Here is a 14,926-nt window from a genome sequence, read left to right as displayed (position 1 = left end):
TTTGCTACACAATTTTCTCCTTAAATCTCACTCGATTGAAGGAATTATGCAGTCATTTGGCCGTTTTCGCCGGTCGCAAAAGGCTTTATCGCAAGGTGATACCGCGCGGCAGAACCGACGGAGGGTCGGCAGAATCAGACTTGACCACCAGCGGCTTAGCGCCAGAACCATTGTCACCGGCATCATGGGTCTGTGGCGACGAACCTGCCTCGGCATGAGCCGCATCGGCCTGCTGTGACGGCGCTGCGGTATGGTTATCAGCAGCAACATCCGGTGTCTTTGCCGCCTCAGGCTTGCTGTCTCCGAAAGCCATGGATTTTAGTCTGCCGATCCAGCCTTGTGTGCTCTTTTCCTGCTGCACGTCCGCTGCATGGGCGGCCACCTGCTGCGGGGCGGGGACATGCGCTGCATCAGCCACGGCAGGATCAGGCGCTACATGATCGGATGCTGAGGGACCGTTTGCGGCATGTTCAGCCCCTCCAGACGTCGCAGCGGGCGTGACACCATGCCCGTCAGCAGTGGGTGCATCATGGGGGGCAGCATGAGGATCAGCTGGCCCCACCGCCGGGGCTGCCACCTTGGGCGCACCAAAAATCATGCCTTTGACCGAGGCAATCAGGCCCGGCGCCTCGGCAGCAGCAGGTGCAGAACCATGACTGTCCGTACCGTTTGCATCATGGGCGCCGGCCTTGGCCTGAGAATCATGTCCCTGGGTATCGGAAGCTCCCGCCGGGGCACCATGGGCATCGCTGCTGGCCCCATGACCGTTTGCAGCCTCGCCACCATGATCGCCCTTCTTGGAGCCGCCTTCATGGCCAGAGGCTTTTTCACCCTTGGCGCCTTTTTCCGGCTTCTTGGCCTCATGCCCGGTGGCTTCCAGCACCTTGTCATTCGGATCGATACAATCAAGCTCGGGCGACAACTTGGCCATGATGGCTTCCGCATCGCTCATCGGCAGGGCAACGCTGTCACCATAAAAATCGCCTTCGGCATTGGCCTCGCGGTCGATATAACGCGCCGTCAGCGGTTCACGCTCGGCGCGGTCGGGAATCCGTCCCGGATTGGGCTCATAGATCACGTCCGCACCAATGGCACGACCACGGATTGCAGACCGATCTTTAGGCCCGTTTTCGGCAACAACAACGACCTGTACCAGATCGGGCTTATCCTTTTCCGCCACGACCTTGGCGACACGCAGGGCGGTTCTCAGCCGGGTTATGCCATCGGTCGGGGCCGTGGAAATATATTTACGGATCCAGTACCGATCTTCGCGCTTGATGACGGCCGTTTGCACCAACTGGCAGGACAATCCGTTCACCTGTTCCTTGGGGGGGCCAAGCAGCGCATCTCGACCAATGAAAACTGCCGCTGCCCCCGTGGCACCACACAGAATGGCCACACCGCCAAACAGCATGATCACCAGCTTTCGCGACAGGCGGATCTTTCCCAACAGCGCTTTCACGGCAAGCCTCCGAACACGAACGCATAATCCACCCGACAAACCGGGCATCGACATGATTATGCAGAAACAACCGACAGGCTGACCGAGACCCTGGCCGAAAAGACCAGCCGCCACGGATCACAACCATCGGCACGTGACAGATGCTTTAGCATTACCTGTTTTCACAGACCTTAATGATGCGATCTCAGACGCGCTTTCATTCTATTGTAGTAAATAGAAAGATAATGTACATTCATTAAAGTAAAAATATAAGTCTAACTATTATTTGAACTCTGTTTGTCTAGCAGCTCGCCGCTGCACAACATGTTCACGCCAGATCGTAAAGAGACCGGCACTGACGATAATCGCCGAACCGATCAGAATATGAGCCGTCAACGCTTCACCGAAGATGAAAACCGCAATCAGCGAGGTGGCCACAAGCTGAAAATAGCCGATCGGCTGAATGACCACGGCATTCAACTTTTCATAGGCGCGGATCAACGAAAAATGGCCGGTAATGCCGGTGCAGCACAGCGCCATCATCCAAAGCCAGTCATGCGGCTTGATTCCAGTGAAGAAGAAAGGGGCAAGACAGTTCATGACGATGAAACCGACCATGCCGATATAGAAAAAGCTGGTGAGCGCACTGTCGTTGCGGCTGACGAGACGGGTCAAAATGCCGTAAAGCGCCCCGGACAGGGAGCACAGAAGCGGCAGCAACATCAGGCCGACCGGTGCATCCAGCTTGCCAGGCGACAGAATGATCATCACCCCGATCAGGCCGAAGGCAATTGCCGTCCAGCGCCGCCAGCCCACCTGCTCTCCCAGGATCGGCACGGACATGATCGCCACAAAGATCGGCCCGGCAGCAAATATCGCTTCGGAATGAGCAAGCCCGACATAGTGAAATGCCAGAATGGACAGAACAATCTGGCTCATCAACAGCAGGCCGCGCACCACCTGCAGCACCGGACGTTTCGATTGCACCACGCGGCGGATGCCCTGTTTTGAGCGCGAGGCCATCAACAGGCCAAAGCTCGTCAGAGCCCAGTAACGCACCGTTGCCACGACGATTGGCGAGTAGCTGTCTCCCAGATGCTTGGAAATACCGTCCTGGATGGAAAACACGCTATAGGCCAGAATGGTGAACAGATAGCCGATCATTGTCGATGTCATGCGGAAAAATGCCTGAAGCCGGAAGGAAAGGGAGAATCGAGACATATCAGCTTTTGAACAACAAAGAAGGCAAATCCGGTTCCGCGCCCGCACATAAATCGCTAACCTTGGCGGGATATGAATAGGTTCAATCATGTATAGAACCAGCCCTGACGGGAGACGCACCATGCACAGATATGAACGGATGCTGTTTCTGGCGCTTGCCCTGTCTCTACCGGCCACGCTGGGCTTCGCCCAGAACCCCGGCGCACAGCAGCAGCCTCTGATCAAGGAGGTGGACGGCTATCCGGACGTGATCGGCACGCCGCCACCGGATGGTGGCAATCTGCCGCCCGGCAAGGTTCCCGATCCCTATCTCTGGCATGTCCATGGGCTGGGACCCGACACAACCCTGCCGCTGCTCTCGGGTGCCGGCCCGCGTTTTCAGATCATCGGCACGCTTGAAGACGGCATGCCGCTTGAAAGTGTCGGCAATTGTCTGGAAAATCAGGGCGGATACTGGTGCCAGATCATGACCGCCGAAACACCGGCCCGCAGCGGCTGGGTCGATGGCCGTTACCTGATGAAACAGGGCGGCAATCCGCCGGGAACCGTGGGCGGCATTCCGATGAACATCATCATCGACCCCCTCAATAACCATGGCGGTCATCACAGCCATGGCAGGCCCGGACAAGGATATGGAGCCTATCCTGGTCAAGACGAGAGTCAGTGAGGTTCAGAGTGAACCAGACTGACTCTCGATTTCTTTGTTTTCGTTTGTCTTGATCTGAAAAACCGGTTCCCACTTTTCCCTGACAAACTCAATAAGGCGCGGAGCTTTCGATCCGCGCCTCAAACCGGCCTGTCCTTATAGGCAATAGTCTCAGGTAATCGCCTCAGGCAGAGAGCTTCTTCGCCACCAGAGAGCGCAGCGTGCCGAGATCCTTGGCGAAGCTGCGAATGCCTTCGGCAAGCTTTTCCGTGGCCATCGGGTCTTCGTTCATCGCCCAGCGGAACGCCTTTTCATCGAGCGAGACAAGCGGATCGGCCTCGGTCTTGTCGGCGGAAAGCTTGCGGGTCAGCGTGCCCTTGTCGGCATCGAGCTCATCCAGCAGAGCCGGGCTGATGGTCAGCCGGTCGCAACCGGCCAGCGCCTCGATTTCCCCGGCATTGCGGAAGGATGCGCCCATGACGATGGTTTCGATGCCGTTGACCTTGTAATAATTGTAGATCGCGCGCACCGAGAGCACGCCCGGATCGGTTTCCGCCGTGTAAGTTTCGCCGGTCGATTTCTTGTACCAGTCGAGAATGCGGCCGACGAAGGGCGAGATCAGAAACACCTTGGCCTCGGCGCAGGCAATGGCCTGAGCCTTGGAGAAAAGCAGCGTCAGATTGCAGTCGATGCCTTCCTTCTGTAGCACTTCCGCCGCGCGAATGCCTTCCCAGGTGGAGGCAAGCTTGATCAGGATGCGGTCCTTCTCGATGCCGCGCTCCTTATAGGCGGCAATGATGCCGCGGGCCTTTTCAATCGACCCCTTGGTGTCGAAGGAAAGATCGGCATCGACTTCGGTGGACACCCGGCCCGGCACCAGCTTGGTCAGTTCCGCCCCGACCGAAATCGCCAGACGGTCAGCAATCGCCGCCGTCACGGCCTCCGATGCGCCGCCCTTGGATTTGCCCCAGGAAATTGCCTCGTCAAACACCTCGGCGAACATGTCAGTGCCGAGCGCTTTCAGAACGATGGTCGGGTTGGTGGTGCAATCCACCGGCTTCAGGCGGGCCACAGCCTCGATGTCGCCGGTGTCGGCAACCACCGTGGTCATGGCGCGAAGCTGTTCAAGTTTGGAGGTCATGGGGGTATCCTTCCGGCTTTCTTTATCAAACGTGAAGCAAAGCCGGATGGTTCCATCCAGCCTTTCCGTTCCTTGCCTTAACTATCCCCAGAGAGCGGCGGCAAGTCAAGACATTTGTTCTTCACAATTGACATATGTTCCATAAAAATCGATAGTGCTGCATCGACAAAGAAAAGGGGGCAGCGCCGATGGCACGGCTGAGACGCGACACCCAGACCACCTATGCCGAAGCCGCCTCGCTCCGGCTGAAAGCGGCATGGCTTTACTACAATCAGGGCCTGACCCAGAAGGATGTGGCCGAACGGCTCGGCATCAGCCGCTCCACCGTCATCCGCCTGCTGGATGAGGCGCTGAAGCGCTCCGAGGTGCAGATCTGGATTGCCGAGGGCATTGACGATTGCGTTGAACTGGCGGTCCGGCTGGAACAGGCCTTCGGTCTGGACGAGGCCGTGGTGGTGCCCGCGCCGAAAGAGCAGGATGCAGGCTCGCTGGCGCGCGCCGTGGGGCTGGCGCTTGGCCAGTTTTTAAGCGAGGTGATCAGCGACAACACCACCATCGGCGTCGGCTGGGGCCGCACCATGACCGCCTCGCTGGCGGGCTTTCGTCCACCGCGGCGGGAAAATTGCAAGGTCGTGTCGCTGCTCGGCGGCATCGTTGCCGTGCATCAGACCAACCCCATCGATTACACATGGCGGCTGGCCAGCCAGCTGGGCGCGGAATGCTACATGTTTCTCGCCCCGCTGCTGGTCGATTCGATTGCCACCAAACGGGCGCTGATCGAAGACTGCGGGCTGAAAACCATCTACGACCTCGCCGAAAATCTTGACCTCGCCGTCGTCTCCTGCGGCGATATCCGCCCGCAATCGACCTCGCTGTCGGAAGGCTTTATCAGCCGCGAGACGCTGAACGAACTGATCGACGCCGGCTGCGTCTGCGACACCATGTTCAATTTTCTCGACGCAGAAGGCCGCTCGGTCAACCACCCGATCAACCAACGCGCCATGGCCGTCGATCTCGACACGCTGAAAAAGGCAAAACATATTGTGATTGCATCGGGTGGGGCGCATCGTGCCCCCGCCATCCGCGCCACCATCAAACGCATTGGCTGCAATACGTTGATTACCGATGAGGCTGCGGCGCGGGAGATGTTGCGGTTGGTAGGGTGAGCGGGTGTGGATGCTGTGCGCCCAGAGCGGGTTAAAGCATCGCATTGGTCCCATCATCAGTGGCCGCGATAGCCGTGCTACTGGTTAGCCGGATAGCGAGTACGCCGAGCACACCTGCTCAATGGCATCTTTTCTCCAGCATAGACCCAATGCTGCCTCTCCTTCTTTCTCCGGTATGCGCCCGCTATAAATCCCTATGAACTCCGTCGCCTCCGACCCAAAAATAGCCACATCATCTCTACTCCAGAAATTTGGCTCGCTTGGATCGACCGGTTTATAGGGGTCTTTAACATCCCACATCCCTCGATATCGGGCGAATACGGGAGATCCGGACATGCCTTCACGGGTATAACCATCCAAGAAAAATGCAGGGAGGCTCCTTTCAGCCACCTCCACATTGAAGTGAGGCTCCGATGCAATGAACGTTGATTTCCAGATTGGAAGACCGAATCCTGTATGTAGGCCACGAGGATATCCGATCACGAAGGCAAGTTCGCCAGGAAGGACTGGCACCCGCGCGTTACTAATTAGATTGACGCAGTTGTGCATGAACTCCGGCTCTTGATCCGGTTTGGGATCTAGGATCGCAACAATGTCACAACCCCGTCCACCGAGTAGAGGATGTTCAAACCACAAGGGATCGAGCTGCGCATCAGGATTGCTGTAGATTTCGACTCTACGGCTAACTATTCTGAAGTTTCGTACTGAAGCTATAGCAGACGAGAGCCACAAGGCGGTGTGAACCTCAATCCACAGAGGCGTCCGCGCATTTAAGTTCAGATTCTTTCCACTGAAGAAGTCTCGACCGGTTAAGTTGTGCCAGTTCGTCACGATAAAACGCTTTCCATCATATAGAAAATGAAAAGCCGTTCCGGTCGCGATCTGCCCGCCATTATCATGTGTCGAAATCCTGAATGGGGCCTGTGAGTAGGTCGATCTCACTCCATTTTCTGGCATTCAGGTTTCTCCATGTGCGCGAGATTTAACAAGAGCATATTCTTCATCGCCAACGGTTGCTACTAAACTAACTACAGGTTTGCGACAAAAGCGACCCATCCACCAATCACCCCACCTTCCCCGCCTCCCAACCCAGCATCGCCCGCTTCCGCGTCAAACCCCAGTGATAGCCCGTCAGCGCCCCACTTTTCCCCAGCGCTCGATGACAGGGCACCACGAAGGAAATCGGGTTGCGGCCCACGGCGGCGCCCACGGCGCGGCTGGCGGTGGGTTGGCCGATGTCTTTGGCGATGTCGGAATAGGTAACGGCACGGCCCATGGGGATGGTGAGCAGGCTTTGCCAGACACGGATCTGAAAATCCGTGCCGATCAGCACGACCCTGAGCGGCTCGCTGCCTTGCCAGCGGGCGGGGTCGAAAATCCGGGTGAGCATCGGCTCTGTCGCCGTGCGGTCTTCGATGAAGCGGGCATGCGGCCAGCGTCCGGCCATATCGGCATAGCAGACGCTTTCTTCGCCGGGATCGCAGAAGCCGAGACCCGCAAGGCCGCGTTCCGTCACCATCACCAGCGCCACGCCGAAGGGTGAGGTGTGAAAGCCGTAGCGCAGGGTCAGCCCCTCGCCCTTTGCCTTCCATTCCCCCGGCGACATGGCTTCATGGGTGACGAACAGATCATGCAGCCGCCCCGGCCCGGAGAGGCCAACTTCCAGCGCCGTTTCCAGAAGCGGCAGGCCCTCATCGCCCAAAAGCCGCTTGGCGTGATCCAGCGTCACCGCCTGCAAAAACGCTTTCGGCGAAAGCCCCGCCCAGCGGGTAAACACTTTTTGCACCTGCGTCGGTGATTGATTGAGCCGCGCCGCGATACTGTCCAGCGAGGGCTGCTCGCGGTAATCGAGGCTCAGCATTTCGATCACCTGCCGCACGATGTCGTAATCGCTGCCCTCAGGCGTCACGTCGATTTTTGCCGCGCTGTCGATGTCGAAAGCAAGTGTCATCGGGGTTCCTCTGTTATCCGCAAAGGAATTTGACCACAGGGCAAGTCATCGCACCACCCGTTTCTTGCCGTCAGACCCTGTGCTTCACCGTGGAGAGCGCCTGACGAAAGGCTTTGGCAAAGCTTTCGCGGTCATCGGGGTTTAAAAACGCGCCGATCTCGGTGGATTTGCCCTCGCCGTGCAGCCGCATTGACAGGATGCCGAATTCCGCATGGCGACGGACGAAAAATTTCGCCCAGAACGGGTTCCAGCGCCATTCCGTCATCCTGCCCGAGGGCGAAAATTTGCGCACCGAGACCAGCGTGCGCGAGACGCTCACTTCTTCGCGGGCTTTTGCCGCACGATAATTCAGCCGGAAGGCGAGATAAAGACCGATGAAATCCAGCCCGAAGAAAAAGCCGATCGGCCACGCCCCGGTCACGAAGAAAAACCCGCCGTAAAACAGCAGCACAGCCGCACTCAAGGCCAGCAGAATGCGAAACCCCTTTCGGCCAAGCGAGCGATAGGGTACCAGTTCTGCCATGAAAATCGGCGGATCGGTGATCTCCGTCATGGAATCTGTCCTTCACACCTGACGTGATGCTAAAATGAAATCCAGCACCCAAACTTTGAAAAAGTCAAATCCGACCCCGCGAAAAAAGCCTGCCCCCCGCAGCGCCTATAGCAAGGCCGAGTTGAGCGAAATCTTCCGCCGCTTTTCCGTGCAGCGGCCGGAGCCGAAGGGTGAGCTGGAGCATGTCAATCCCTTCACCCTTGTCGTTGCCGTGGCGCTCTCGGCGCAGGCGACGGATGCGGGCGTCAACAAGGCGACCCGAGCGCTGTTCAAGGTGGCCGATACGCCGCAAAAAATGCTCGATCTCGGCGAGGAGCGCCTGCGCGATTATATCAAGACCATCGGCCTTTACCGCAACAAGGCCAAGAATGTCATTGCGCTCAGCCAGATGCTGATCGACAGGTTTGGCGGCGAAGTGCCGAAAACCCGCGAAGAGCTGGTGATGCTGCCGGGTGTTGGCCGCAAGACCGCCAATGTGGTGATGTCCATGGCCTTCGGCATTCCCACCATGGCGGTGGACACCCATATTTTCCGCATCGGCAACCGCATTCGCCTTGCCCCCGGCAAGACGCCGGACGAGGTGGAAGAGATTTTGATGCGCGTTGTGCCGGAACCCTATCTCTATCACGCCCATCACTGGCTGATCCTGCATGGCCGCTATTGCTGCAAGGCGAGAAAGCCCGAATGCGAGAAATGCGTCATCGCCGATCTGTGCAAATCGCCGGAAAAGACCAATGACGTTCCGGCACCGCTTGTAGAATTACCGCCGCAGGTTATTGGCGGCGAATGACGGGTCGCGGGCGCTCAAGCCTTTATGCAGATGCACCATCAGGCTGGCGGCAAACAGCGGCGTCAAGAGGTTGAGGATCGGCACGGCGAGAAATCCGGCAATGATCAGCCCGGCCAGCATCACCGTGCCGGAATGTTTCTGGCGAAACAGCTTTGCCTCCTCGCGCGAGCGAAACCGCTGGGCGGCAAATTCAAAAAACTCCCGCCCCAAAAGATAGGCATTGACCAGAAAGAAGGCGATGAGATTGACGCCCGGCACGAAGAGCATGACGAGCGCAAGCAGATTGGCAATAATCACCACGCCGAAAAACTGGATGGAAGAGAGCAAGGCCTCGCTCATCGCCATGGCGTTTCCCGGTGGATCGGCGGGATAATCGCGGCGCTCGACCACATCGGCCACGTCATCGAGGAAGAGACCGGCAATGATTGCCGTCACCGGCGCCAGCAGCATGGCAAGCGCCAGCGCGAGGCCGAGACTGGCAAAAATGCCGAAGACAAAAACCAGCCATCCGGCCCAATCCGGCAAGGTGGGAAACAGGCCCTCAAGCCATGGCCAGCCATAGAGGATAAACGTCTGGCGCAACAGCAGCCATAAGCCCGCCAGCACGGCCAATGTCAGGCCCAGCACTTTCCACAGAACCGAGCGGGTCTCAGGCTGAAACAGATTGCGAAAGGCGGCGGCAGTGGCATCGAGCAGCACAGGGACCTCGTGTCAAACAATCATCACGCCTTCCATGTGGGAAGAGCCGCCGCCTCCGGCAAGAGGCTGCGGCTCGCTGGTTTTGCTAGAGCATCGGCCGAAAAGTGGGAACCGGTTTTCGGAAAAAACCGATGCGGGAAAAAATCTGAGAGCATCGTACCGGCCCCGATTTCCGGCACGATGCTCTAAGGTCTTTGCTGATGCTTATGCAACTTCGGCGAAATGCTTGGCTTCCAGCCGTCCCAGAATATCGCGGCAGACGGCATCGCCCTTTTCCACCCCATGCCGCAGGATGTCGCGGGCTGCATCCAGGTCTGAGGGATCGGCATAATAGGCATAGAATTCGCCGAGCACCGGATAGGCGGCCATTTCGCCCGCCTCCACTGCACGCTCCAGCACCTCCTGCGCCCCGGCAAGCTCGACGGGCCCGCCAATGCCCTTCATGCGGAAGCGGCCGAGATTGACCATGGCAATGGCATGGCCGTTATGGGCGGCCATTTCAAACCAGCGCCGCGCCTGATTGAGATCGGCCTCCGTGCCGCCGCCACCGGTGGCGGTAATCACCGCCATCTGGAACTGGGCCGCGACATCGCCCTTCAGCGCCGCTTTTTCCAGCCAGATCAGCGCTTCGGAAATATTCGCCTCGACATCGATGCCATTGCGGTAGCGCCGCTCCAGTTCGCGGCAGGCGCGCTGATCGCCCATGCGGCCCAGCGCCGTCAGCCAGCGAATGCCCTTGACCCGGTCGCGCTCGGGATGTTTTTCATCGAGATAATATTTCGCCAGTTCGTCGATCGAGGCCTGATAGCCCTTGGCGGCAGCCGCCGCCAGAAGCTTCAGCGCCTTGTCTTCCTTCTTCTCGCAGCCCAGCCCGTACAGATATTGCATGGCCAGATAATGCCGTGCCGTGCGATTGCCTTCCTTGGCGGCGAATTTGAAATAGGGCAGCGCCCGCTTGTGATCGACCTCGCCCAGATGGCCACCGGCAAACAGCGTGCCCATGCCGAGATGGGCGCGGACATTGCCCGCCGCCACCGCCGGTTCATAGCAGACCAGTGCCGTATGCGGATCGGCCTCGCCGCCAATGCCGGAGGCAAACAGATAGCCGGCCAGCGCCGACCCTTCGACACTGCCGTGCTGATGCGCCATCAGGGCATAATCGCGCGCCAGTTCCGGATCGGCGCTGATCTTCATCATATCGCCGTAAAGCCGTTTTGCCGCAGGCGTTGAGGGCATTTGCAGGCTGGGCGAGAGCAGATAAAGCCGCGCCGTCAGCGCCATGGCCTCAACATGGCCCTTGTCGGCGGCATATTTGGCCAGACGCCGCGCTTCTCCCAGATCGGAAATCACCCCGCGGCCGTTTTCATACAGTCTGGCCAGTTCGTAGGATGCCCCGACATGGCCGCCGCGCGCGGCCTTTTGCAGGGCTGCCGCCGCCATCGGCATCCGTCCGGTCGCCAGCTTGTTCATGCCCTGGCGATAGGCGGTTTTCAGTGAAAACCAGCGGGTGAAGGGCAAAAATTTCATCATGGTTCACGCATCCCTTCGGTCATCACCGGCACGACCCTGTCAAACAGATAGGAGCCAATGGTTCTGTCGCCTACCACCACATCAGCCGTCAGTGTCATGCCCGCCATCAGCTTGAAATCGGGCGGTGTCACCTTGAGCTTGCGATCGACAATGGTGATGCGGGCAATGTAATAGGGCTGGCCGGAGGCGCCGCTCTGGTCGCTGTTGCGGGCGGTCTCATCGCGGCCGGTGTTCAGGCTGTCCTGACTGATGGAGCGCACCTTGCCCTTCAGGCCGCCATAGCGGGCAAAGGGCCAGGCATCGAGCTTGATATCCACATCCTGCCCTACATGGAGAAAGCCCTGATCCTGGGTGGAAATTTTCGCTTCCACTTCCATCTGCGAGGATTTCGGCACCAGAATGAACATTTTCTGCGCCGTCTGAACGACGGAGCCGATGGAGAAATCGCCGATTTCCAGTACGGTCGCATCTTCTGGCGCGCGCAGTTCGATCAGGTCATGGCGCTTGTCAGCCTTGGCCAGTTCTTCGATGGCCCCATTGAGCTGCACCTGCTGCTTGACCAGTTGCCCCATGGCGTCGGAGCGCCATTGCTGCATCTGGTCATGCATCTGCGCCGTGACCGAATCAATGTCATGGGCGCCGCTTGCCAGTTTGCCTTCCAGTTCCTTGATCTGGGCGGTGACGGACAGCGTCTGGTCCTTGCTTTTCAGGGCATCGGCGCGGGAGGCGAATTTCTGCTGGACGAGCTTGTCCTTCATCGCCTCGCCTTCCTCGCTCAGCGCCAGACGCTTGCGATTGACGTCGAGTTCGGCCTGCATTTGCGCCTGCGTTGTTTCAAGCGAGGCGATCTTGGCCTGATAATTGGCCATGGAGGCCTGATACTGCTGGCGGCGCGCCTCAAAGAAGCGACGCTGCAACTGGCCAAAACTGTCATTGGGGATCGGCACGTAATCGTGACCGTCGATTTCGGCCTTGAGACGAGCGACTTCCGCCGTCAAGCTCGCCACCTGACGGCTGAGCGAGGTCTGGTCGGCGCGCGAAAAGGTCGGATCAAGCGTGGCCAGCACTTCGCCTGCTGTCACTTCCTGACCGTCATGCACGAGAATTTGCCGCACAATCGAGGTTTCGATCGGCTGCACGACAATATGCGGCGCAACGGAAGACACCTGCCCGCGTGCGCTCACCACCCGTTCGATCGGCATCAGCGCCGAAATCAGGATGGCGGCAACAATCATCGCCGCAACGGTCAGGATCGTCAGCCGCGCCGAACGTGGCGGCGCACGATGCAGAATGGTGGCGCTTTCCGACAGAAATTCTGCCGTCGTGCGCACCGCATAGCGATGTTCGTCAGGCGACAGCGTTAATGTTTTCGTCATTCTCTTGTCCCGTCGTCAGATGGCGGTTCTGCTGGTTCCACAGGTGGCGGTAATCGCCCGAGCGGCGCATGAGGTCATGATGGGTGCCGCTATCCTTCAACTGCCCGCGGTCGAGCACGAGGATCTGGTCGCAATCGACCAGCGAGGACAGCCGGTGGGAAATCATCAGCACGGTGCGGCCGCGGGCAATGCGCTTCAGATTGCGCATGATGATCGACTCGCTTTCCGGGTCGAGCGCGCTGGTCGCCTCGTCGAAGATCAGGATCGGCGGATTGAGCACCAGCGCACGGGCAATCGCCAGACGCTGACGCTGGCCACCGGAAAGATTGGTGGCGTGCTCCTCCAGCATGGTGTCATAACCGCGCGGCAGACGCTCGATGAATTCGTCGGCACCAGCCATCTGGGCCGCCTCGATCATCTCTTCGGGTGTGGCGTCCGGCTTGGCGATCAGGATGTTTTCCCGGATCGTGCCGCGGAACAGAAAGCTTTCCTGCAAGACCACGCCGATCTGGGTGCGCAGATGATAGAGATCGATTTCTTTGAGCTCGACCCCATCGATGCGGATCAGGCCGGAATAGCTCTGATGCAGGCCCTGCAACAACCGGGTAACGGTGGTTTTGCCCGACCCGCTGCGGCCCATGAGACCGACGACACTGCCCGGCTTGACATGGAAATTCACCGCATTCAACGCCGGCAATTGCGTACCCGTATAGGCAAAGCGCACATCCTCGAAGCTGATGCGACCCTTGACCTCGGGGCGCGCACCGTTTTCACGGCGCGGTTCCGGCTCGGCATTGATGACGGAGGCGACCTGTTTCAGCGCGCCGCGGGCTTCTTCCATCTGCTGCATCATGCCCGCCAGCTGCACCAGCGGCTGGGTGGCGCGCATGGCGATCATAGTGAAAGCGACCAGCGTGCCGGTCATCACCGTATGCTCGTCAACGATGACAAGATAGGCGCCGATCAGCAGCGACCCGGCATAGATCAGCTTTTCCAGCGGCGCGAGCAGGGTTTGCGGCTGATTGGCGAGGAAGAGAAGGTCGGTCTGGCTGTTGACGGCCTCGGCCACCTTCTGGTCCCATTCGCGCCGCTTGCGGCCTTCAAGCGCCAGCGATTTCACGGTGCGGATGCCGTTGATCATCTCGATCAGCATGGCGGTACGGCGATGCTCGCTGGTCATCACCTTGCCATAGGCCCGGCGGATCGGCTTCATATAGAGATAGAGAATGAAGCTCATCACCGCGCCAAGGCCGAGCACCCAGAAGGACAGGCCCGGGCTCAGCAGGAACATGGTCGGCACCAGCACGAACAGCGACAGCATATCGAGCATCGAGCCGAAAACCTGCCCGGTGACGAAGGAGCGCAGACGGCGCGCCTCGCCAAGCCGGTGGACGATACCGCCCGTGGCATTCTGCTCGAAGAAATCGATGGGCAGGCGCGACAGACGGTCGAAGATCAACAGATTGAGCCGGACATCGATCTTGGCGGTAACAATGGCCGAGACGGAGCGGCGCATATAGCTCAGCAGCATGTCGAAGATCAGCACCACGATGATGGCGATAGCCATCAGCGCCAGCGTTGACATGCGGTGATGCACCATAACGCGGTCAATCACCACCATGTAGAACATCGATGGCACCAGCGCCAGAATGCCGAGTGTCAGGGCAGCGATGAACAGGTCGCGCACCAGACGGCCATCCTGCAACACCTGGGCAAACAGCCAGTGGAAGCCGAATTCATCCTTGCTGCTTTCTTCCTCGACGATCTCGCGCTTCATCAAGAGCACATGACCGTCCCAGTATTCGCTCAGCCGCAACTCGTCGACGACAATGCGTGCACCCTTCGGATCGGCGGGATCGCGAAAGACGATGCGCGGGGTGACGGGATCGTCGACGAATTTATCGAAGACCAGCATCGCGCCGTCACTCAAGGCCACAAGGGCGGCGACGGCCTCATCCATCTGGGTGAGAAGCTTCCAGTTCAGACGCACTGGGCGGGCTTTGAGGCCATATTCACCGGCAATTTCCGCCATCTGCTTCAAAGACAGCGCACGCGCCTCGCCAAAATCGCGGGAGATTTGCTCCGAGGATAGTGAAAGACCCAGTTTCTGCGCAGCAAGAGCCAATGCAGCAAGATTGGATCTGGCAAGACCGTCTTCACCCAGATCCCTGTCTTCTACATTCATCGACACACCTCTTTCTCATTCGCCGGAAGCACACATGGCGAGAGTTGCAGAGGATCCCCCAAGGTCTGGCCCCACGTCCTGACCACCCCTTTACGGACCCATTCGAGAGGACCCTAAAGACGGAAGCTTTCGCGGTGCTGGATTGTGACGGGCTTGTCTTCACCCTTTCGTGAGAGACAAAGGATCAGTTGATAACGGAGGAAGATCGTTTTCCTGACGCCCCAACA

General features: G+C 58.8%; 13 protein-coding genes. 3 read left to right on the top strand and 10 right to left on the bottom strand.

What is annotated here, in order from left to right:
* Positions 1-85 precede the first annotated feature (85 nt).
* Complete coding sequence (locus tag NAC44_RS00390) at positions 86-1,462, bottom strand: hypothetical protein (protein ID WP_250936766.1); 1,377 nt, start codon at positions 1,460-1,462, stop codon at positions 86-88.
* 261 nt (positions 1,463-1,723) lie between these two features.
* On the bottom strand, positions 1,724-2,617 hold the full coding sequence (locus NAC44_RS00385) for a DMT family transporter (protein ID WP_250936764.1): 894 nt from the start codon (positions 2,615-2,617) through the stop codon (positions 1,724-1,726).
* Positions 2,618-2,783: 166 nt separating this feature from the next.
* Between NAC44_RS00385 and NAC44_RS00380 the strand changes: the two genes are divergently transcribed.
* On the top strand, positions 2,784-3,329 hold the full coding sequence (locus NAC44_RS00380) for an SH3 domain-containing protein (RefSeq protein ID WP_250936762.1): 546 nt from the start codon (positions 2,784-2,786) through the stop codon (positions 3,327-3,329).
* 163 nt (positions 3,330-3,492) lie between these two features.
* Here the strand turns inward: NAC44_RS00380 and tal are convergent, their stop codons facing one another.
* Positions 3,493-4,449 (bottom strand): transaldolase, encoded by a 957-nt coding sequence (tal, locus tag NAC44_RS00375; RefSeq protein WP_250936760.1) that lies wholly within the window; start codon positions 4,447-4,449, stop codon positions 3,493-3,495.
* Between the two features lie 188 nt (positions 4,450-4,637).
* Here tal and NAC44_RS00370 point away from each other — a divergent pair, with 188 nt between their 5' ends.
* The gene (locus NAC44_RS00370; protein ID WP_250936758.1) at positions 4,638-5,615 is read left to right on the top strand and encodes a sugar-binding transcriptional regulator; all 978 of its coding nucleotides are present in this window, start codon (positions 4,638-4,640) and stop codon (positions 5,613-5,615) included.
* An 84-nt stretch (positions 5,616-5,699) separates the two neighbouring features.
* Here NAC44_RS00370 and NAC44_RS00365 read toward each other — a convergent pair whose 3' ends face one another.
* From NAC44_RS00365 to NAC44_RS00355, 3 genes are all read right to left on the bottom strand, one after another.
* Positions 5,700-6,572 carry a serine protease family protein gene (locus NAC44_RS00365; RefSeq protein ID WP_250936756.1) on the bottom strand — a complete coding sequence of 291 codons (873 nt, stop codon included), beginning with the start codon at positions 6,570-6,572 and terminating at the stop codon, positions 5,700-5,702.
* 106 nt (positions 6,573-6,678) lie between these two features.
* On the bottom strand, positions 6,679-7,566 hold the full coding sequence (locus tag NAC44_RS00360) for a methylated-DNA--[protein]-cysteine S-methyltransferase (RefSeq protein WP_250936755.1): 888 nt from the start codon (positions 7,564-7,566) through the stop codon (positions 6,679-6,681).
* Positions 7,567-7,636: 70 nt separating this feature from the next.
* The gene (locus tag NAC44_RS00355) at positions 7,637-8,119 is read right to left on the bottom strand and encodes a DUF2244 domain-containing protein (protein WP_250936753.1); all 483 of its coding nucleotides are present in this window, start codon (positions 8,117-8,119) and stop codon (positions 7,637-7,639) included.
* Positions 8,120-8,153: 34 nt separating this feature from the next.
* Here NAC44_RS00355 and nth point away from each other — a divergent pair, with 34 nt between their 5' ends.
* Positions 8,154-8,909: an endonuclease III gene (gene nth, locus NAC44_RS00350; protein WP_250936751.1), complete on the top strand. Its 756-nt coding sequence runs from the start codon at positions 8,154-8,156 to the stop codon at positions 8,907-8,909.
* On the opposite strand, the gene NAC44_RS00345 is transcribed toward nth, so the two are convergent.
* The 4 genes from NAC44_RS00345 to NAC44_RS00330 form a co-directional block, all read right to left on the bottom strand.
* Positions 8,880-9,608 carry a sulfate transporter family protein gene (locus NAC44_RS00345; protein ID WP_250936749.1) on the bottom strand — a complete coding sequence of 243 codons (729 nt, stop codon included), beginning with the start codon at positions 9,606-9,608 and terminating at the stop codon, positions 8,880-8,882. The genes nth and NAC44_RS00345 overlap by 30 nt on opposite strands.
* Positions 9,609-9,812: 204 nt before the next feature.
* Positions 9,813-11,138, bottom strand: a complete 1,326-nt coding sequence (locus NAC44_RS00340; RefSeq protein ID WP_250936747.1) for an SEL1-like repeat protein — start codon at positions 11,136-11,138, stop codon at positions 9,813-9,815.
* Complete coding sequence (locus NAC44_RS00335) at positions 11,135-12,514, bottom strand: HlyD family type I secretion periplasmic adaptor subunit (RefSeq protein WP_250936745.1); 1,380 nt, start codon at positions 12,512-12,514, stop codon at positions 11,135-11,137. Before NAC44_RS00335 ends, NAC44_RS00340 begins: the two co-directional genes overlap by 4 nt.
* Positions 12,486-14,699: a peptidase domain-containing ABC transporter gene (locus tag NAC44_RS00330; RefSeq protein WP_250936743.1), complete on the bottom strand. Its 2,214-nt coding sequence runs from the start codon at positions 14,697-14,699 to the stop codon at positions 12,486-12,488. Before NAC44_RS00330 ends, NAC44_RS00335 begins: the two co-directional genes overlap by 29 nt.
* Positions 14,700-14,926 lie beyond the last annotated feature (227 nt).

The organism is Allorhizobium sonneratiae, assembly GCF_023700755.1.
GTDB classification, from domain to species: Bacteria; Pseudomonadota; Alphaproteobacteria; order Rhizobiales; family Rhizobiaceae; genus Allorhizobium; species Allorhizobium sonneratiae.
The sequence above is the reverse complement of the archived record's forward strand: the minus strand, read 5'-3'. Positions and strand labels throughout refer to the sequence as shown.